At 40.3% G+C, this 21,199-nt stretch carries 12 protein-coding genes; all 12 read left to right on the top strand.

The features are described from left to right. Position 1: 1 nt before the first annotated feature. The 12 genes from pepN to uup all read left to right on the top strand — a co-directional run bounded on the left by pepN (position 2) and on the right by uup (position 21,188). Positions 2 to 2,596 (top strand): aminopeptidase N, encoded by a 2,595-nt coding sequence (gene pepN / locus PSI06_RS01520; protein ID WP_273602636.1) that lies wholly within the window; start codon positions 2 to 4, stop codon positions 2,594 to 2,596. After that, positions 2,597 to 2,818 carry a DUF2835 domain-containing protein gene (locus PSI06_RS01525; RefSeq protein WP_024033528.1) on the top strand — a complete coding sequence of 74 codons (222 nt, stop codon included), beginning with the start codon at positions 2,597 to 2,599 and terminating at the stop codon, positions 2,816 to 2,818. A 250-nt stretch (positions 2,819 to 3,068) separates the two neighbouring features. Further along, on the top strand, positions 3,069 to 5,162 hold the full coding sequence (locus PSI06_RS01530) for a DUF1302 domain-containing protein (RefSeq protein ID WP_273602635.1): 2,094 nt from the start codon (positions 3,069 to 3,071) through the stop codon (positions 5,160 to 5,162). A gap of 13 nt (positions 5,163 to 5,175) precedes the next feature. Beyond that, positions 5,176 to 6,540, top strand: a complete 1,365-nt coding sequence (locus PSI06_RS01535) for a DUF1329 domain-containing protein (RefSeq protein WP_273602634.1) — start codon at positions 5,176 to 5,178, stop codon at positions 6,538 to 6,540. Positions 6,541 to 6,667: 127 nt separating this feature from the next. Then, positions 6,668 to 7,663: a WD40/YVTN/BNR-like repeat-containing protein gene (locus PSI06_RS01540; RefSeq protein ID WP_273602633.1), complete on the top strand. Its 996-nt coding sequence runs from the start codon at positions 6,668 to 6,670 to the stop codon at positions 7,661 to 7,663. Further along, entirely contained in the window at positions 7,663 to 9,984 is a 2,322-nt protein-coding gene (locus PSI06_RS01545; protein WP_096041646.1) for an efflux RND transporter permease subunit, read from the top strand. Before PSI06_RS01540 ends, PSI06_RS01545 begins: the two co-directional genes overlap by 1 nt. A gap of 213 nt (positions 9,985 to 10,197) precedes the next feature. Further along, positions 10,198 to 15,039 carry an NAD-glutamate dehydrogenase gene (locus PSI06_RS01550; protein ID WP_273602632.1) on the top strand — a complete coding sequence of 1,614 codons (4,842 nt, stop codon included), beginning with the start codon at positions 10,198 to 10,200 and terminating at the stop codon, positions 15,037 to 15,039. Positions 15,040 to 15,156: 117 nt separating this feature from the next. Continuing rightward, complete coding sequence (gene pyrD / locus PSI06_RS01555) at positions 15,157 to 16,167, top strand: quinone-dependent dihydroorotate dehydrogenase (protein ID WP_273602631.1); 1,011 nt, start codon at positions 15,157 to 15,159, stop codon at positions 16,165 to 16,167. Between the two features lie 130 nt (positions 16,168 to 16,297). Continuing rightward, entirely contained in the window at positions 16,298 to 16,828 is a 531-nt protein-coding gene (locus PSI06_RS01560) for a cell division protein ZapC (RefSeq protein WP_024033533.1), read from the top strand. 89 nt (positions 16,829 to 16,917) lie between these two features. After that, the gene (gene rlmKL, locus PSI06_RS01565) at positions 16,918 to 19,035 is read left to right on the top strand and encodes a bifunctional 23S rRNA (guanine(2069)-N(7))-methyltransferase RlmK/23S rRNA (guanine(2445)-N(2))-methyltransferase RlmL (protein ID WP_054982571.1); all 2,118 of its coding nucleotides are present in this window, start codon (positions 16,918 to 16,920) and stop codon (positions 19,033 to 19,035) included. After that, positions 19,028 to 19,264, top strand: coding sequence for a glutaredoxin family protein (locus tag PSI06_RS01570; protein WP_273604970.1), 237 nt, complete (start codon positions 19,028 to 19,030; stop codon positions 19,262 to 19,264). Before rlmKL ends, PSI06_RS01570 begins: the two co-directional genes overlap by 8 nt. Before the next feature lie 13 nt (positions 19,265 to 19,277). Beyond that, a complete protein-coding gene (uup, locus tag PSI06_RS01575; RefSeq protein ID WP_029772627.1) occupies positions 19,278 to 21,188 on the top strand; it encodes an ATP-binding cassette ATPase Uup in 1,911 nt (636 codons plus the stop codon). The last annotated feature ends 11 nt before the right edge of the window (positions 21,189 to 21,199 follow it).

Raw genomic sequence — 21,199 nt, forward strand, 5'->3', positions numbered from 1 at the left:
TATGACTGTTTCAGCAAAGCCAAAAGCGCAATACTTAAAAGACTACACTGCGCCTAATTTTTCTATAGAGCACACTGAACTCACTTTTGACTTACAACCACTAAATACAAAAGTGACGGCGCTACTAACGCTTAAAAGAACAACAAATCAAAACTCAGCGCTTGTGTTAGATGGCATAGACTTACAATTAGTGGAGCTGCAAGTAGATAATGTTGCTTATACTAATTATAAGATTGAAGGTGAGCACCTAATCATTAATGATTTACCTCACACATGCCAGCTTAAAATTGTTACTGAAATTTCTCCTGATACAAATACCTCTTTAGAAGGCTTGTATTTATCTGGTGGAGCATATTGTACGCAATGTGAAGCGCAAGGTTTTAGAAAAATAACCTACTTTTTAGACCGCCCTGACGTGCTAAGCACGTACGATGTGACGATTATTGCTGATAAAAGCTTTAAGCATTTACTGTCAAATGGTAACCAAGTTGACAGTGGTGAAACAGCTGATGGCCGCCATTTTGCTAAATGGCAAGACCCATTTAAAAAGCCAAGTTACTTATTTGCATTAGTAGCGGGTGATTTTGATGTACTAAAAGACACTTACACAACAAAAAGTGGGCGCGAAATTGAGCTTGCGTTATTTGTTGATAAAGGCAATTTATCTAAAACACCGCATGCAATTAACTCATTAAAAAAAGCCATGCATTGGGATGAAACACGCTTTAACCTAGAATACGACTTAGATATTTACATGATTGTTGCCGTAGATTTTTTCAATATGGGAGCAATGGAAAACAAAGGGCTAAATGTATTTAATAGTAAATGCGTATTGGCTAACCAAGAAACCGCCACCGATAAAGATTATCACACGATAGAGTCGATTGTTGGTCATGAGTATTTTCATAACTGGACGGGTAACCGTGTTACCTGTAGAGATTGGTTTCAGCTATCGTTAAAAGAAGGGCTCACAGTATTTAGAGACCAAGAATTTAGTAGCGATTTAGGCTCTCGCGCACTTAACCGTATTGATGCTGTTAAAGTAATGCGCACACATCAGTTTAGTGAAGATGCGGGGCCAATGGCGCACCCAATTCGCCCTGAAAAAGTTATCGAAATGAATAACTTTTATACCGTAACGGTGTACGATAAAGGGGCTGAAGTTATCCGCATGATGCACACCCTGTTAGGTGAGGTTAACTTTCAAAAAGGGGTGCAGCTTTACTTTGAACGCCATGATGGTCAAGCGGTTACCTGTGATGATTTTGTTGCTGCAATGAGTGATGCTTCAGGCATAGATTTAACGCAGTTTAAGCGTTGGTATAGCCAATCAGGTACACCACGATTAAATGCAACACAGCACTATGATCACGATAAGCAACTTTATACTTTAACAATTGAGCAATCAGCTCCGCTAAATCAGCCAGATAATAAGAGCCTTCACATTCCATTTGCCATCGAATTATTAGATGAAAAAGGGCAAAGTATTGCACTTACTTATCAAGGTGAAAAACGCGACCACGTGCTTAACGTAACTGCGCCAACGCAAACGTTTTACTTTGATCAAATACCTGCTCGCCCAGTGGCTGTACTACTTGAAGATTTTTCAGCGCCCTGTATTTTAAGCCAGCAAAATTCAGAACCTGATTTACTGCATATTATGCGTTTTGCGCGCAGCGATTTTTCGCGTTGGGATGCGCAGCAGCAATTATTTATTAATGCAGTTAAGCAAGCAGTCAACGCACCTGAACACGCAACATTAAGTGAAAACGTTATTAATGCACTACGTGTGTTAATAAGCGCACAAAGTGGTGATTTAGCACTGGTAGCAGAGCTTATAAAACTGCCAAGCTTTGACACCTTTGCCGCTGAGTTTGACATAATTCCTGTTGACGAAATCATTACAATCACAAGATTGTTTGAGCAACAGATTGCCGAGCAATTATCTGATGAGCTTTTACATTGTTACAGTTCGTTAGTAGATGATGGCAGTATAAATCCAGATGCAGTGGCTATAAGAGCGCTTAAAGGTGTTTGTTTACATTACTTAGCTAAAATACCTTCTGAGCAAGTTGACCGCTTTATTAAAGAATCGGCAGATTCACCGAATATGACCAATGTTTTAGCCTCATTAAGTGCGGTAGTAAAAGCATCACACCCATTAAGAACAACGTTGTTAGATCACTTTGATAGCCAGTGGCGTCATGATGTTTTAGTTATGGATAAATGGTTTGCGCTGCAGGCTATGCAATCTGGTGATGATGCTATTGATAATATAAAAGCGTTGTACGCGCATCCTAGCTTTGATTTTTCAAACCCAAATCGTGTACGCGCATTAGTGGGTAGCTTTAGTCATTTTAATACCGCACAATTTCACCGAAAAGATGGTGAAGGCTACGCATTATTAGGTGATTTACTTATTAAGCTAAACGCGATAAATCCGCAAAATGCCTCTAGAATGTTAACGCCTTTCATGTCGTGGAAACGCTTTGACACAACCCGTGCTCAAGCAATGAAAGCACAGTTGCAACGCTTAGCAAACCTTGAAGGATTAAGTGCTGATTTATTTGAAAAGGTTGAAAAAGCGCTTAATTAAATGATTGAGTATTACTTTTCTTTACACCTGAGCTATAACAAATGCATGGACTACTACCATGGTCGTTTTAGCTCAGTACAAGTGGTTGAGGATAACGGTAAAACAATACGTTTTGCCGCCTCTCACTTACGCCCTTACATTTCATCTATTGGAATAAGAGGGCGTTTTAGACTTTTACTTACCCCCGAGAATAAATTTATTCGCCTCGAACGTATCGCCTAACCTGCTGTTTTTATGTTATAGATACATAAAAATATTATCTTTTTGTTAATTTCAATTTGTTCTATTGTTAATTTACGTGTATAAATTATCTGGTATGACGTCTTACCAATACGTAAACGTCAGCTCAAAAAATATAAAAATTGATTGAACGCGACCATTTGTAATTTTTTATAATCGCTTCTATCGTTAAGATTACACTAAAAACAATAACTTGATCACACATAATTACCCACGACAGGGGGGATACACAATGATAAGAAGATCGCTTTTTGTTAAAAACAAAATAGCTATAGGTTTAGCAGCCGCAAGCTTAGGTTTATCTGCAGCAGCGAATGCAGCAAATTTTGAAGTAGGGGGCTTTGATGTCACCTTCGACTCAACTTTTTCCTATGGTCAAAGCGTCCGTGTTGAAGACAGAGATTTCGACATTATTGGTAAAAGCAATAATCCTGCATTTGATTGGACTGGGTATAATCCTTCATTAAATACAATTTATTCTTCTCAAGATGTTTGGGCTCAACCAGGCTCTTACTCTAATAATGGCGATGCAGGTAATCTTAATTTTGATAGCGGTGATTCGTTTTCAAAATTATTGAAAGGAACACACGACCTTTCAATTAGCAAAGATAACTACGGCTTATTCACACGTTTTATGTACTTTTACGATTTTGAGTTAATGGATGGTGATAGAGCCTACGTTAACCCAACCTCAGGACAAGGCGTAGATCCATGTGATGATGACGACACAAAAGAGCAAAGCTGTGCCGACATCCGTTTATTAGATGCTTACGTTTGGGCAAATTTTGACTTAAACGATGGCAATAACCCGCTGTCAATTCGCCTTGGTCAACAAGTAGTTAACTGGGGTGAGAGTACACTTATCTCTCATGGTATTAACGTAAACCCGGTCGATATTGACCGCTTAAAAGCGCCAGGTGCTGAGCTTAAAGAAGCATTTATTCCTGTAGGTATGCTTTGGGCGTCATTAGGGATCACTGAAAATATTACTTTAGAAGGTTTTTATCAGTACCAATGGCATGAAACACGCCTACCGGCTGCGGGTACTTATTTTTCTACCAATGACTTTGCAGCAGAAAACGGCTATCAGCAAAATGTACAGTTAGGTTTTACTTCAAACCCTGACATTGATGTGGCCTTTTTAACCGACAGCCTTAATAACCTTTATACTAATTTTGCTCAGGTAGCCGCTGCACAGGGTATTGACCCAACAAGTGCTGAAGGCCAAGCCCTGCTTGCAAACATGTATTTAGCTCATCCAACTAAAGTTGCGCTTAAAGGTAAAGGCGATAACGGTAAAACAGAGCCAGATGACGGCGGCCAATATGGTCTACGTTTAGGTGTATTTTTACCAGAGTGGAACGACACAGAAGTGGCGTTATACCACGTTAACTACCATAGTCGACGTCCGCTAATTTCTGGTCGTGTTTCTAACTTTTCGCAAGCTGCCATCGCACAAGATCTAGCGATGATTGCAACAACAGAAATTACAAATGACAACGTGGCAGATTTAGTTGCGTTTTCAAAAGCAGAAAATGATTACCCAGAAGATATTAAACTTTACGGTTTAAGCTTTAACACCACAATTGGCGAAACCGCGTTTGCTGGTGAGTTTGCATTTCGTAAAGACGAACCGTTACAAATTGATGATGTAGAGCTACTTTATACCGCCATGCCTGAACAATTGGCGCTTGCCGGTATTCGCCCAGACTTTGCGGGTATTTCGCAAATGAGTTTTGGTGATGCGATTAGCTCTGTAGCGGCAGGTGAAGTTGCACAAGGTTATATTGAACGCGACACATCACAAATTCAGTTTACTGCAACACATTTATTTGGCCCGTCATTAGGTGCTGATAGCTGGGCTGTAGTAGGTGAAGTAGGTGCTGTGAAAATTCATGATATGCCTGATTATGACGAAATGCGTTTAAATGTGTCGGGTACAGGTCGAAGTGGTGTGATCACAGGCCCAGGCACTACTGACTACACAACATTACAACTAGGCCTTTCTAATGGGCCAGAAGAAAAGTCGTTTGCAACGGCCTCATCTTGGGGTTACCGCCTAATTGCTAAAGGTGATTACTTTAACCTTTACAATGGCATTAACTTCTCTCCACGATTTGTATTTTCTCATGATGTAAACGGTAACACACCTGATCCTATGTTCTTGTTTATTGAAGACCGTAAATCGTTGGGTGTAACAATGAACTTTAATTACCAAAATGCATGGTCACTTGATGTGAGCTACAACTCATTTTGGGGTGGTGGCGATATCAATACTTTCTCAGATCGTGACTACGTTTCTTTCAATTTAAAATATTCAATTTAGGGGTAATATTAGTATGATTAAAAAACCTACCCTCATCGCTACCGCTTTGTGTAGCATGTTTTTAAGTTCAGCGGCAATGGCAAAAATGAGCGCTGAAGAAGTTGCACGTTTAGGACAAGACTTAACGCCATTTGGCGCAGAAAAAGCAGCCAATGCTGATGGGTCAATTCCAGCGTGGAATGGCGGTATTACATCTGCACCAGAAGGTTATGAGCCAGGCATGCACCATTTAGACCCGTATTCTGCGGACAAAGTGTTGTTTACCATTGATAAAACAAACCTTGATAAGTACAAAGCTAACTTAAGCCCTGGTCAAATTGCTTTATTTGAAGCATACCCAGATACGTTTAAAATGCCTGTTTATGAAACGCGCCGCTCTGCGTCTTACCCACAGTTTGTATACGATGCAACAAAAGAGTTTGCTGCAACGGCTGAGCTTATTGAAGGTGGCAACGGAATAAAAAATACCGCAATTGGTATTCCATTTCCTATTCCTAAATCTGGCTTAGAAGCTATTTGGAATCACTTATTACGCTATCGTGGACAATCAATAGAGCGTTTTGGTGGACAAGCTGCACCCACCGCATCGGGTTCGTATAATTATGTTGGCTTTGATGAACAACTATTGGTTAAATATTCAGATCCTAAAGCGACTCCTGCAGAGCTTCAAGACTCAAACATTTTGTTTAAATTTAAGCAAAAGGTGACAGAGCCAGCACGCCTTGCCGGTACAGCGCTACTTGTACACGAAACCATGGATCAAATTTTAACGCCTCGCCAAGCGTGGACATATAACTCAGGTCAGCGGCGTGTTCGTCGTGCACCAAATGTTGCATATGACGCTCCAGGTACAGCCGCAGATAGCTTACGTACTACCGATGATTTTGATATGTTTAATGGCTCACCTAACCGTTACAACTGGACGTTAAAAGGTAAGCAAGAGCTATATATTCCGTACAATAGCTACAAGTTACACATTGATAAACTAGAGTACGATGATATTTTAAAACCAGGCCACATTAACCCAGAGCATACGCGTTATGAAAAGCACCGTGTATGGGTTGTTGAAGCTAACTTAAAAGATGATACACGCCATATTTATAAAAAACGCGTGTTTTATATTGATGAAGATAGCTGGCAAGTACAAGTGACCGATATTTATGATAATCGCGACCAGCTTTATCGTGTAGCAATGGCATATGGCTTAAACTACTACGAAGTACCTACGCAGTGGAGTACCTTAGAAGTGTATCATGATTTAAATTCGCGCCGTTACTTAGCTATTGGTTTAGATAACCAAGAAAAAATGTACGACTTTTCAGAGTCGTTTAACGATAACGAATTTACTTCAAGCGCTTTACGCCGTGAAGGTAGATAACAACGTAATATGCAGCTAACAGCCCGTTAGCTGCTTTTTTCTTTCTCATCGCGTTTGTCTATACGACACGCAGGATTTTCCTCAGCAAACAGACAAACAATTCTTCAGTTCAAGGCGATTAAAATTTATGAAGTATTTGGTATATGCCAGCCTGATCATAAGCGGTGCGAGTATTGCACAAGATGCACCTCAGTATGCTATTAGCGCAATCAACGCAAATAAAACCCTACTAACTGATATTACCAATACAGGTACAGGTTTAGTGGCTGTAGGTAAGCACGGTACGGTAATAACAAGCAAAAACGCTGAGCAATGGCAGCAAGCGCAAAGCGTCCCTACACAGGTATTGTTAACGGCTGTCGATTTTTCTAATGAAACCCACGGGTGGGCGTGCGGGCACGATGCCACAATAATTAATACCACCGATGGTGGTTTAAATTGGCAATTACAACAAGCAAAGCCAGAGCTTGATAAGCCGTGTTTAGATATTTACTTTGAAGATGACTCAAATGGTTTTGCTGTTGGCGCTTATGGTATGTTTTATCAAACCAGTGATGGCGGCAAGCACTGGCATAAACGCTTTTTAGACTCTTTACTGTTTAGTGAAGATAGAGAGTATTTGAATGATTTAAAAGAAAATGATCCTCAAGGCTACGAGGCTGAAACAGCATCTATACTGCCACATTTTAACCGTATTGAAAAAACAGACAGTGGTTTGATGTTAGTCGGTGAAATGGGGTTAATGGCCAAAAGCAGTGATAATGGCCAAACATGGCAACGCCTTGATGAAATTTACCCAGGTTCTTTTTTTGCGGTAGCATCAGATCCGCAGCAAGAAATTGTGGCAGGGCTCAGAGGAAATGTATTTGCTAAAAATAAAAATGAACAACAATGGCAGCATTTTGAAAATGTTAAAACGGCCACGGTTAATAACATTATAAATGATAATAATGAGCATTGGTTACTGCTGGCAAATAGTGGTGTGATCTTTCATTTAAAAGACGGCTTACTTACACATGAACAACGCCCCGATGGTAAAGCTATTCTTGATGGCGTAATAATTAATAATAAATTAGTCATGGCAACAGAAGATGGCATTAAAGTGAAGGAGTTGAACCCTTAATGCATACGTTTTTAGATTTTTTAGAAAAGGCGGTGTTTAGACACCGTACTATCATGTTGATCGCTTTTGCGCTAATCACATGTTTTTTAGGCTATAAAGCCACTCATATTGAATTAGACGCCTCGTTTAACAAAAATATTCCGCTGAATCACGAATACATGAAAGTGTACACCAAACACGAAAAACAATTTGGTGGCGCAAATAGCATTTTAATTTCGGTGTGTGATGACAGTGGCAATATTTTTAACCCCGAATTTTTCACCCAGTTAAAAGCAGTACACGATCAACTGTATTTTATTCCTGGTGTAAACCGCCCATTAGTTAACTCTATTTTTGCGCCCAGTGCGCGCTTTGTCGAAGTGGTTGAAGATGGTTTTGCTGGCGGCCCGATTATTCCTGCAAACTTTAAAGCTGACCAAAAAGGTTTAGCGGTAGTTAAAGAAAACATTGAAAAAGCAAAAGTAGTAGGGCGAATGATTGCCAGCGATTACTCATGTGCCATGGTGACCGCGCAGCTACTAGAAACCGACCCGCAAACTCAGCAAAAGCTAGATACACTCGCATTTGCAGATAAGTTAGAAACGCAAGTAAGAGAGCCTTTAAGTACAGATAAAGTCAGTATTCATATTATTGGATTTGCCAAAATGGCCGGCGATATCGCTCAGGGGGCAAAAGGCGTTGTGCTATTTTTTGCTATTGCCATTGGTTTTACCTTTATTATGGTATGGCTATTTTGTGGCAGTTTAAAGCTCACCATTTTACCTATAGCGTGTTCAATTATTGCCGTAATCTGGCAAATGGGTTTATTGTCGAGTCTAGGTTTTGGTCTCGACCCTATGTCTATATTGGTGCCGTTTTTAGTATTTGCGATTGGTGTAAGCCACGGCGTGCAGATGATCAACGCCATTGGTAAAAAAGTAGGTGAGGGCAAAAGTACCCGCATTTGTTGTCAATCAAGCTTTAGAGCATTACTTGTACCTGGTGGTATTGCGCTGCTTTCAGACACGGTGGGCTTTTTAACCCTGCTGACTATTGATATAGGTATTATTCGTGAACTTGCAATCACAGCAAGTTTAGGTGTTGCGGTTATTATATTTACTAATTTAATTTTATTGCCAGTGTGGGCCTCGTATATGAATTTTGCCAACACTGTGCATATTCAATCAGGCGATGCGCAAAAGCCAAATATGCTAGATGCGATACGCGATTTATTAGTAAAAGCCACAGACCCTAAAACCGCAAAAATGATTATTGGTTTTACGCTGGTGTTATTTGCCTTAGGTTACTGGCAAGCAGATAAAATGCGAATTGGTGATTTACATGCAGGTGCGCCTTCGTTGCATCAAGATGCTCGCTACAATCAAGATACATTTTTAATATCGGATAAATACACCATTTCGTCGGATATTTTAAAAGTGATTGTTGAGGCTTACCCTGCGGCGTGTACAGAGCACGATGTGATGGCGCGCATTAGCCGTTTTCAGTACAAGGTAGAAAACGTGCCAGGCGTACAATCGGCGGTTAGTTTAAGCTCTGTGGCGCAGTCGGTTAACGCAGGTTACAACGAAGGTAACTTAAAATGGCAAAGCTTGCCGCGTAATTCAGCCAGCTTAGTGCAATCAACAGCCCGTGTAGAAACAAGCACAGGATTACTCAATGGCGATTGCTCAGTCATGCCGGTGATTATATTTTTAGATGATCACAAAGCAAATACAATCGATACCGTTATTCAACGTGTTAAGCAATTTGCACAAGAAGAAGGTACAGACAAGTTAGCCTTTAAGTTAGCGTCTGGGCCTGTAGGGGTTATGGCGGCAACAAACGAGTCTGTTTCTGCGGCGCAAATTCCGATGATGCTTTACGTTTACGGCGCAGTTATTATTTTGTGTTTGTTAAGCTTTAAGAGTGTGAAGGCGACAATCGCAGTGGTATTACCTCTGTATATTGTATCAACTCTTGCACAAGCACTTATGGTGCAATTAGAAATTGGCTTAACGGTATCTACTTTACCTGTCATAGCCTTAGGTGTAGGTATTGGTGTGGATTACGGTATTTATATACTTTCTTCGATGATGGGCCAACTTAAGCAAAACGTACCGCTGAGCGTGGCGTACCGTAATGCCCTTGTTGAGCGTGGCAGTGCTGTATTGTTTACCGGTATTACCCTTGCGATAGGTGTTAGTACGTGGATATTCTCTGATCTTAAGTTTCAAGTAGATATGGGAATACTGCTTACCTTCATGTTTTTAGTAAATATGTTAGGTGCGGTACTGCTATTACCCGCAATTGGTAGTCTGCTGTGGACCGACCAGAAAAAATAAAGTGAATAATTGTGCTCCTAAATGACCTGTAATGGTCATTTATATCTATATTTTGTGAATAGATGACCAAATAGCTGAAATGCTTAAAATGTTTTCATCGAAAAGGCTGTTTATTAGCGCTAAAAGGGTTAGAATTTAACTGACTCCACGCTAATAAATGGCTGTACAAATATTCTGCTTAACTAAAAGCAGTAATAGATTAAGGAACATACAATGACACGAAATGAAGGCCAAGCCTCGGTTATCCTAGATAATGTCTGTAAGCTTATCCAGAAAAAAGTTCACGCTGATAATGTGTTACTCGTTGAGAAATTCGCCAAAGCCTTGTACAGCAATATGTCTAAAGAGGATTTGGCAAATCGCAATGATAGTGACCTATACGGTGCTGCACTCAGCCTTTGGAATGCACTAGAAAAAAACACCACGGACGACGCAGTAATTCGCGTTTTCAACCCTGAAGTAGCAAAAGATGGCTGGCAGTCATCACATACAATTGTAGAAATTATTGCTAAAGATATGCCATTTTTAGTTGATTCTGTTCGTATGGCTATGACCCGTGAAAATATAGCTTCTCACTTATTACTTCACTGCCCACTAAAAATTCAGCGTGACAATAACGCTAAAATTTCTGGTTTATCAAATTTAAAAGCAGAGCAAGAATCAACCTCTACTAAAACAGTGTTCTTTATTGAGATTGACCGCCAAACCGATGCATCTGTTATTGCTTCTTTCAAAAAAGAGCTCGAATCAGTCTTGGTTGATGTTTCTATTGCGGTAGATGATTGGCAGCCAATTCGCGAAAAATTAGTCTCTGTTACTAAAGAAGTACCAAAACGTAAGCACAATAAAAATAAGAACGAAGTATCTGAAGCCGTAGAGTTTTTAGATTGGCTGGCTAAAGATAACTTTACTTTAATGGGTTATCGCGAGTACGAGCTTACCCCTGTACAAGGTGATTACCAGTTAAAAGGTAAAATGGGCACAAGCCTTGGCCTGATGAAAAATTCAACCGATGAGCACACACGTTTATTATCTGAATTACCTGAATTTGCTCGCCAAGAAGCCCTCAGCAGTAACTTATTAGTATTAACAAAAACGAACTCTGTATCGCGCGTTCATCGCCCAGCCTACATAGATTACGTTGGTATTAAACGCTTTGATGATGAAGGCAATGTGGTTGGTGAAGACCGTTTTATCGGCCTATTTTCATCAAGCTTTTACAACAACAGCGCAGCAGATGTGCCTGTTCTAAAAACTAAAATTAACCGCATCATGGATATGTGTGACTTTGCTAAAGGCACCCATGCATACAAAGCGGTACTTAATATTTTAGAAACGTACCCACGTGATGAATTAGTTCAAGCTCGCGAGAGCGAGTTACTTGAAGTAGCAATGGGTGTTTTACAAATTCAAGAGCGTGATATGTGTCGCTTGTTTGTTCGTAAAGACGCCTACGGACGTTTCTTCTCTTGTATGGTGTACGTCCCGCGTGAGCGATATAACACAGCGCTGCGCCGAGAAACACAAGACATTTTAGCTAACGCCTTTAATTCTGACGAAAAAGTCGAATTTACTACCTATTTCTCTGAGTCAACACTGGCGCGTACACATTACACCGTTCGTGTGACCGATAACAATATCGAATATAACGTGAAAGACATCGAAAACAACCTAGTAGAAGCTGCTCGTACATGGGAAGATAAATTACAATCTGCACTGTTAGAGTCAGCAGGGGAAGCCCGCGGTAATGAGCTAAATCGTAAATATTGCAACGCGTTTGCACGCTCGTACAAAGATGAAGTACTACCGAGTGCTGCGGTTGTCGATATTGAAAAACTAGAATTATTAAACGACGAGAACAAGCTAGAAATGCTGTTCTACCGTCCGCAAGAAGAAGCTAACAGCAATATTGTACGCTTAAGCTTGTTTCATAAAGATGAGCCAATTCACTTATCTGATGTTATGCCAATGCTAGAAAACTTTGGTTTACGCGTTGTAGGTGAAACGCCATATTCTGTTAAAACAAGTGATGGTCGTATCAATTGGATCATGGACTTCTCTATGCTGATTGACAGCAAAGGAATGGCCGACTTTGATAAGATTTCTGCTCGTTTTCGCGCTGCATTAACTAATGTATGGGGCAACCGCCTTGAAAACGACGGCTTTAACCGCTTAGTATTAATGGGTGGTTTAACAGGTCGTGAAGCCTCTATATTACGTGCCTATGCAAAATATATGCGCCAAATTGGGGTTACCTTCTCACAGACCTACATTGAGAGCACGTTTGCAAATTACCCGCATATTGCTGCGCAAATAGTTAACTTATTTGCTAAAAAATTCTCAGTAAAAAGCCCTGCAAGTCCTAAAACACTTGAAAAATTAAGTGCACAAATTTACTTAGAGCTTGAAAACGTAGCGAACCTTGATGATGACCGTATTATACGTTTATACGTAGATATGATTGTCGCAACACTGCGTACTAACTACTTCCAAAAAGATGAAACAGGTCAGTTTAAATCTTACGTGTCGTTTAAAGTACAGCCTAGCTTAATTCCTGATATGCCGCTTCCGTTGCCAGCATTTGAGATTTTTGTATACTCTCCGCGTGTAGAAGGTGTACATTTACGTGGGGGTAAAGTTGCTCGTGGTGGCCTTCGTTGGTCAGACCGTCGTGAAGATTTCCGTACTGAGGTACTGGGCTTAGTAAAAGCACAACAAGTTAAAAACACCGTAATTGTTCCGGTAGGTTCTAAAGGTGGTTTTGTATGTAAGCAGCTACCGAGTGAACGCGAAGCCTTTATTAAAGAAGGTCAAGAGTGTTACAAGATTTTCATTCGTGGTTTATTAGACATTACCGATAACATTGAGCGTGGTGAAATTGTACCGCCAACTAATGTAACACGTCACGATGAAGACGACCCATACCTAGTAGTTGCAGCCGATAAAGGTACAGCTACCTTCTCTGATATTGCTAATGGTATTGCTAACGAATACAACTTCTGGCTAGGTGATGCGTTTGCATCAGGTGGTTCAGTAGGTTATGACCATAAGAAAATGGGCATAACAGCAAAAGGTGCATGGGAGTCTGTTAAACGTCATTTCCGTGAAATGGATATTGACTGTCAAACTACCGATTTCACTGTGGTTGCTATTGGTGATATGGCCGGCGATGTATTTGGTAACGGCATGTTATTGTCTAAGCACATTCGCTTACAAGTCGCGTTTAACCATATGCACATATTTGTAGACCCTACACCAGATGCAGCGACCTCTTACCCAGAGCGTGAGCGCTTGTTTAACCTGCCTCGTTCATCATGGGAAGATTACAATAAAGATCTGATTTCAGCGGGTGGTGGGATTTTCTCGCGCGCAGCTAAATCGATTTCTTTAAGCCCAGAAATGAAAAAAATGCTTGGCACTAAAAAAGCAAGCATGACACCGAACGAGTTAATCAAAGCCTCATTAATGATGGAATTTGATTTACTATGGAACGGTGGTATTGGTACTTATATTAAAAACAGCCACGAAACAGACGCTGATGTAGGGGATCGTGCAAACGATGCGCTGCGCATAAACGGTAAAGACCTTGGCGCTAAAATTTTAGGTGAGGGCGGTAACTTAGGTGCAACCCAATTAGGGCGTATCGAGTTTGCAGCCAAAGGCGGGCGTGTAAATACCGACTTTATTGATAACGTAGGCGGTGTTGCGTGTTCAGATAACGAAGTAAATATTAAAATTTTACTTAACGGCTTAGTTTCAGAAGGTGATTTAACACGTAAACAACGTGATGAGTTACTTTACTCTATGACCGACGAAGTGTCTGAGCTTGTACTTAAAGATTGTTACCGTCAAACACATACATTGTCGATTACACAGTCTAAAGGTGCATCAACACTTAAAGAGAAGATCCGCTTTATTCATGCCCTTGAAAAAGAAGGCAAGCTAAACCGTGCAATTGAGTTTTTACCAACGGATGAAGAGTTGGCAGAGCGCGCTGCAGCAGGTAAAGACCTAACACGTCCAGAGCTTTCCGTATTAGTTTCGTACGCTAAAATGGTGCTTAAAGAGTCTTTAGTAACAGATGAAATTACTGAAAACCCTTACTACCGTCAGCTACTAGTTAAGTCTTTCCCGCGTCCACTGCGTGAAAAATTTAACGACGCGATGGATAACCACCCACTGCGCAAAGAAATCATTGCAACAAAACTGGCGAACAATATCGTTAATGACATGGGCTTAAACTTCATGGTACGCATGAACGAAGAGACCGGTGCTAACGAAGCTGAAATCGCAATGTGCTACTCAATTGCGAGTGAGATTTTTGAAATGCGTGAAACCTGGTCATCAATCAGTGCGCTAGATAATAAAATCCCAGCAGCAGTTCAAACCGAAATGCTGTACCAATTACGTCGTACTGTTCGCCGTGCAACACGCTGGTTCTTACGTCATCGTAATAAAGCACAAACAATTGAACAAGCTATCGAGTTCTTTGCGCCAACGTTTAAAGATTTAAGCGAAAACTTAAATACGTACATGCAAGACAAAGAACACGAATGTTTGACTGGCAAAGCAAATGAGCTAGTTGAAAAAGGTGTACCTAAGCAAATTGCTAAGCGTATTATTGACCTTTCTAGCCTGTTCTCTGTAATGGATATTGCTGAAATAGCGCATAATTCAGGCCGCAGTGTGGCGATGGTATCTAATACCTACTTTAAACTTGGCTCGCGTATGGGCTTACACTGGTTCTTAGATCAAATTACTAACCAGCCTGTTTCTAACCATTGGCAAGCACTTGCCCGTGCGTCGTACCGTGAAGAGCTTGATTGGCAACAACGTACGCTTTCTCATGTTGTGCTAAACAGCTTTGAAGGTGACGAAAACGATGTTGATAATCAAATCGATCAGTGGATGGCCAGCCAAGATCTGCTGCTACAGCGTTGGAAGCAAATGTTAGCTGAATTTAAAACCTCGCAAAGTCACGACTTTGCTAAGTTCTCAGTTGCACTGCGCGAATTAATGTTGTTAAGCCATAACTGTGATACATCAGGAAAATAATTTAGCTTTAATTGGTTATTTATTCAGTAAATAATCAGTTAATTGTTAAAATTGTTATACAATACCTCAGCCTAGTCTGAGGTATTTTTTTGTCTGTAATTTAAAGAGGAACAATTCATGTTTTACGATTTAGCCCGCCGTTTTATGTTCACCCGAGATGCTGAATGGGCACATGAGTTTGCGCTTAATAATTTACGCCGTTTTGCACACACCCCTTTAAACGCAGCTTGGTCACAACAACTACAAAACAAACCAGTTAATTTTTTAGGCCTTGAGTTTAAAAACCCTGTGGGTTTGGCTGCAGGTTTAGATAAAAACGCAGAGTGTATTGATGCCTTTAGCCAAATGGGCTTTGGTTTTGTAGAAGTTGGCACAGTTACCCCGCGCCCGCAAGCAGGTAATGATAAGCCGCGCATTTTTAGATTACCGCAGTCAAATGCCATTATTAACCGAATGGGCTTTAATAATAAAGGGGTCGATAATTTAGTTAATAACGTAAAAAATGCCAAGTACACCGGTATTTTAGGTATTAATATTGGTAAAAATAAAGATACCCCAAATGAGCAAGGTAAAGACGACTACATTCATTGTATGCGTAAAGTGTTCGAGCATGCTTCGTATATTACGGTCAATATTTCATCTCCAAATACCCCAGGGCTGCGCGATTTACAATATGGCGCCGCGTTAGATGATTTACTGCAAAGTTTAAAGAATGAACAGCTCGATTTAATTGCCAAGCATAATAAGCAAGTACCTATGCTGGTTAAAATAGCGCCAGATCTTGATCAAATCCAAATTGAGCAGGTTAGCGAGTCACTATTAAATAATCAAATTGATGGCGTAATCGCAACAAATACTACGCTTGAACGTAGTGCAGTAATGGGTCAGCAATACGCCGATGAGGCGGGTGGTTTATCTGGCAGCCCAGTAAGAGAGCGTTCTACACACGTTGTTAGCGAACTTAAACGTTTAACACAAGGTAAATTACCAATTATTGGTGTAGGTGGTATTGATGATGCGCAATCAGCTCAAGAAAAGCTTAATGCAGGCGCAAATTTACTGCAGGTTTATACTGGGTTCATCTACAAAGGGCCACAATTGGTAAAATCGATCGTTGATTCCTTATAAGGATCAGTTATGTAAGCTTTTGATCGTTCAATAAATGTTCTAAACAAATGTTTTAAAAATGGTCAAAAGCCGTTATAATCTAATATTAATGTCTTAATTAAAAATAAATTTTTAAACAAGGAGGAGGCAAATGTTACAAGCAACAAAACAATGGCAGTGGATTGCATGTGCAAATAAAAACCGCTTACTACTTGATTTAAATGACGATATGCAACTATGCACACCGTATAAATTAAGACAACTCACCGACTGTGTATTTGAAAACCCGCGTTTTAGCTTAGAAGATGCTGCTTTTTATGAACAGGTATATAACTACTTAGATGGTTTTGAGCTGTATAAGCCTGCACAAATTTGCCAAATTGCGCTCAATGCCACCGCTGTAAAATTTCATTTAAAACCGGTACTGGCTAAAAGTTGGTTTTTTGAAGAGTACACTGGCACCCAGCCAAGTACAGAAGCCATCGTTAAACTTACCTCAAAAGCGCAAACCGGTGAGTTTTTAATTGTTGAACATTGCCCTGATGCTTCAATTTGCCTAAACCTTAACGAAACATTCAAACTTGATGATAATTTGTCCCTTGAACAGTTTGAAGTTATCCGCGTTTTAAACAATCGTGTTCACCCGCTATTACTTGAGCAATATCACACTAAATCAGCTTAGCAAATTTACAAATCGAGCTGCGTTTATCAAGTGTTTGTCAGCCAACCTATGTTATAATCCTGCGCAATTAGCTATTAAGGGTTATTACTTTGCAATTTATCGCACTTACTTCTATCGGAATCGAAAATTTACTTGTTGATGAACTAACAGAATTAGGCGCCGTCGTGTCTAAACAAACTGTGGGTTCTGTTCGCTTTGAGGCAGATTCAACATTGGCGCAAAAGGTTTGTCTATCAACTCGTTACGCAACACGTGTGCTGATGCTTATTGAAGAAAAAGAAGGCGTGAATGATAAAGATAGCCTGTATAAATTTGCTCGTTTTCAGCCATGGCAAGAATGGTTTGGCCCTACCCAAACATTTGCCGTTGATTTTAATGGTACCAACGACTCTTTAAAAAATACCCAGTTTTCAGGCTTGGTAATTAAAGATGCGATTGTTGACTACTTTAACGATTTATACGAACAGCGCCCAAATGTAGATAAGCAAGATGCCAATGTGCGTGTTGTGGCGCGTTTAAATCGCCATGGTGTGGCTTTGTATATTGATTACTCGGGTCCTCGTTTATCTGAGCGCGGTTATCGCCAAGGCCAAGGTAAAGCGCCTATTAAAGAGCACTTAGCGGCCGCGATTATTAAACGCAGTGGTTGGCTTGAAAATGTAAATCAACCTTTATTTGACCCATGTTGTGGTGCCGGCACTATTTTAATTGAAGCGGCGGGCATGGCGCGTAACGAAGCACCTGGTTTATTTAGAGAAGGGTTTGCTTTTGAGCGTTTACCTAGTTTTAGAGCGGCCAAATTTAAACAACTTCGTGAAGAATTAATTGAGCAAATTACCGATCCTAAATTGTGGTTAATTGGCCACGATTACGATGCGCAAGTTCTTGATAAAGCCATTGCCAATGCCGAGCGAGCAGAGCTGGGTAATGTTATTAAGTTTAAGCAAAGTGATGCAACTAAGCTTACCTCTGTTGCTAAATTACCCGGGGTGGTTATTTCTAACTTACCGTACGGCGAGCGTATTGGCTCTATGGCTGAGCTGGTAAACTTACACCGCAGCATGGGCGTGGGTTTTAAAAAGCACTTTAATCATTGGAAGCTTGCGTTACTAGGCATGGATGAAAGCCTATTTAAGCTGTTAAAACTGGTTAAACAAAAGCGTTATAAATTTAAAAACGGCCCATTAGATGTAGAGCTAAATTTATACCAGTTAGATGATAAACAGGTAAGCCTGACAAGCGATGACAAACCGGCTCTTAATTTTGAAGGCTCAATGTCGTTTGCTAATCGTTTGAAAAAGAACAAACAAGGCCTAAAAAATTGGCTTAAACAAAACGAAGTACAAGCTTATCGCGTATACGATGCTGATATTCCTGAGTACAACGTAGCGGTTGATATTTACGGCGATTCTGCTGTTATTTTTGAATACGCAGCACCTAAAGAAATTGACGAAAAAACATCAGAAAAGCGTCTTCAAGATGTGATTAGCTTAACTGCACAGCAGCTAAACATAGCACCTGAAAACATAGCCGTTAAAGTGCGTAAAAAACAAAAAGGGGAAGAGCAGTACACCCCAATGGCTAAACAAAACCGTACAATGGTGGTGGAAGAATTTGGCGCTAAGTTTAAAGTAAACTTGTTTGATTACCTCGATACTGGGCTGTTTTTAGATCATCGTTTAGCACGTCGTTATATTCAGCAAAATGCAAAAGACAAACGCTTTTTAAACTTATTTGCCTACACCGGTACAGCCTCTGTGCACGCGGCATTAGGTGGTGCAAAAGCAATTACCACCGTTGATTTATCAAAAACCTACCTTAAGTGGGGCCAAGATAACTTTGCGCTAAATGATATTAGCAATACTCGCTACCGTTTTGAGCAAGCTGATTGTTTAAAATGGCTAGAATACGCACAAGGCCAATACGATTTAATCTTTTTAGACCCGCCTACGTTTTCTAATTCTAAACGAATGAAAGACGCGTTTGATGTGCAAACCGATCATATAAAATTACTTACTTGGGTTAAAAAAATCTTGAGTCCGTCGGGTACATTAATTTTTTCTAATAACAAACGTGGTTTTGTAATGGATGAAGTAGGTTTGATGGGTTTAGGGTTAAAAGCTGAAAATATTTCAGAAAAAACGTTATCACCTGATTTCAAACGTAATAAAAAAATACACAACAGTTGGTTAATTACCCATGGCTAATTATGTTTTATACCACACCGATGGCTGTCATTTATGTGAGCAAGCCGAGCAGGTTTTATTATCGGTTTTGGATAAAAATAGTGAGCTTAAATTAATTGATATACTCACTGATGAGCAGCTAATAGCGCGTTTTCAGTTAAGTATTCCCGTATTTGAGAGCAAAAGCGGCCACCATTTGTACTGGCCGCTTGATGCACAAACAGTGCATGAATTTTTAGCGCAAGAATAAAAGAGCAGTATTTATGGATTTAATTAGAATACAAAAAGCGCAGTTAGCTTATGGTACGCACCCATTACTTGATGATGCTGATGCAGTGATAGAAAGCGGTGAGCGCGTCTGTATTGTAGGGCGAAATGGGGCGGGTAAATCTACACTTTTAAAAGTACTAGATGGGCAAGTTATTTTAGATGATGGTGAAATTAACCAGCTTGGCGGGATCAAAATATCTCGCTTAGAGCAAGATCCTCCTAAAGGAGCAAATGGCTCAGTATTCGATTATGTAGCACAGGGTATGCCTGATATTGCTAATTTGCTAATTGATTATCATCATGTAAGCACGCAGTTACAAACCGATTGTACCGACAAACTGCTAAATAAGCTTGAGCGTTTATCTAACGATTTAGAAGCGTGTGACGGTTGGCGTTTTGATTCGCGTATTCAATTAGTACTAACGCGTTTAGAGCTTAGCCCAGATGCTAAATTAGAGTCGCTCTCAGGTGGTTGGTTGCGTAAAGTTGCTTTAGCACGTGCTCTTGTGAGTGAGCCTGACTTATTGTTACTTGATGAGCCAACAAACCATTTAGACGTAGACAGTGTTAAATGGCTAGAGCAGTTTTTAAAAGAATTTAAAGGCGGTATTGTATTTATATCGCATGACCGTGCGTTTATCCGTGCTGTTGCAACGCGTATTTTAGATTTAGACCGCGGTAAACTTATCTCTTACCCTGGTGATTACGCAACCTACCTTGAACAAAAAGCGCATGACTTAAAAGTAGAAGAATCACAAAATGCACTTTTTGATAAGCGTTTAGCAGAGGAAGAAGCCTGGATACGCCAAGGTGTTAAAGCCCGTCGTACCCGCAACGAAGGCCGTGTACGTGAACTTAAACAGCTACGTGTTGAGCGCAAAGCCCGTGTAGAGCAAGTAGGTAAAACCGATTTTAATATTGAAACGGCAGATAGATCAGGCAAGCTAGTGTTTGAGGCAAAACACCTTAGTCATGCATTTAAAGATAAAGTGATTGCTAATGATTTTTCTACCCTTGTTATGCGCGGTGACCGAATTGGCTTAGTAGGCCCAAATGGTATTGGTAAAACTACCTTACTTAAATTGCTGTTTGGTGATTTAGAAGCCGATAGCGGCCATGTTAAACAAGGCGTTAATTTAGAATTTGCTTACTTTGACCAATATAGGCAAAAGCTTGATGAAGAGGCCACTGTTCAAGATAACGTTGCCGAGGGTAAACAAGAGGTAATGATGGGCGGGCGTTCTCGTCATGTACTTGGTTACCTGCAAGACTTTTTGTTTCCACCGGCACGTGCGCGTACACCTGTAAAAGCACTCTCTGGTGGTGAGAAAAACAGGCTTTTACTTGCAAAACTATTTTTGAAACCCTCAAATATTTTAGTACTCGATGAGCCAACCAATGACTTGGATATTGAAACATTAGAGTTACTCGAAGAAATTATTAATCAGTATCAGGGTACTGTGCTTATAGTAAGCCATGACCGTGAATTTATTGATAATACGTGTAGTAGTGTTTGGGCGTTTGAAGGTGATGGCAAAATAACCGATATGGTAGGGGGTTACACCGATTACCAAGCTTATTTAAGCTATTTAGCCGAGCAGGAAAAACAGCAACAAGCACCAAAAAAAGACGTTAAACCTGCGCCTGTAGCCGCGACAAAGCCTGAAAACAAAAGCACTAAGCTTTCTTACAAATTAAAACTTGAATTAGAGCAACTACCCAATAAAATGGAACAACTTGAAGCCGCTGTAGAAGCGCAGCAAGCTGTAGTGAGCGATCCTGACTTTTTCAAACAAGATAGCGACGTAACCACTAATGCATTGAACCATTTAGCAAAACTTGAGTCTGACCTTGAAGCCGCGTTTGAGCGCTGGGAAGAACTTGAAGAATTACAGAATCAGTAGTAAGGATTAAA

It is taken from the genome of Pseudoalteromonas sp. GABNS16E, assembly GCF_028598715.1.
In the GTDB taxonomy this organism is placed as follows: Bacteria; Pseudomonadota; Gammaproteobacteria; order Enterobacterales; family Alteromonadaceae; genus Pseudoalteromonas; species Pseudoalteromonas atlantica.

Coding starts and splice junctions, on each gene's coding strand:
- pepN (WP_273602636.1), top strand. CDS start 2: ATGACTGTTTCAGCAAAGCCAAAAGCGCAATACTTAAAAGACTACACT.
- PSI06_RS01525 (WP_024033528.1), top strand. CDS start 2,597: ATGATTGAGTATTACTTTTCTTTACACCTGAGCTATAACAAATGCATG.
- PSI06_RS01530 (WP_273602635.1), top strand. CDS start 3,069: ATGATAAGAAGATCGCTTTTTGTTAAAAACAAAATAGCTATAGGTTTA.
- PSI06_RS01535 (WP_273602634.1), top strand. CDS start 5,176: ATGATTAAAAAACCTACCCTCATCGCTACCGCTTTGTGTAGCATGTTT.
- PSI06_RS01540 (WP_273602633.1), top strand. CDS start 6,668: ATGAAGTATTTGGTATATGCCAGCCTGATCATAAGCGGTGCGAGTATT.
- PSI06_RS01545 (WP_096041646.1), top strand. CDS start 7,663: ATGCATACGTTTTTAGATTTTTTAGAAAAGGCGGTGTTTAGACACCGT.
- PSI06_RS01550 (WP_273602632.1), top strand. CDS start 10,198: ATGACACGAAATGAAGGCCAAGCCTCGGTTATCCTAGATAATGTCTGT.
- pyrD (WP_273602631.1), top strand. CDS start 15,157: ATGTTTTACGATTTAGCCCGCCGTTTTATGTTCACCCGAGATGCTGAA.
- PSI06_RS01560 (WP_024033533.1), top strand. CDS start 16,298: ATGTTACAAGCAACAAAACAATGGCAGTGGATTGCATGTGCAAATAAA.
- PSI06_RS01570 (WP_273604970.1), top strand. CDS start 19,028: ATGGCTAATTATGTTTTATACCACACCGATGGCTGTCATTTATGTGAG.
- uup (WP_029772627.1), top strand. CDS start 19,278: ATGGATTTAATTAGAATACAAAAAGCGCAGTTAGCTTATGGTACGCAC.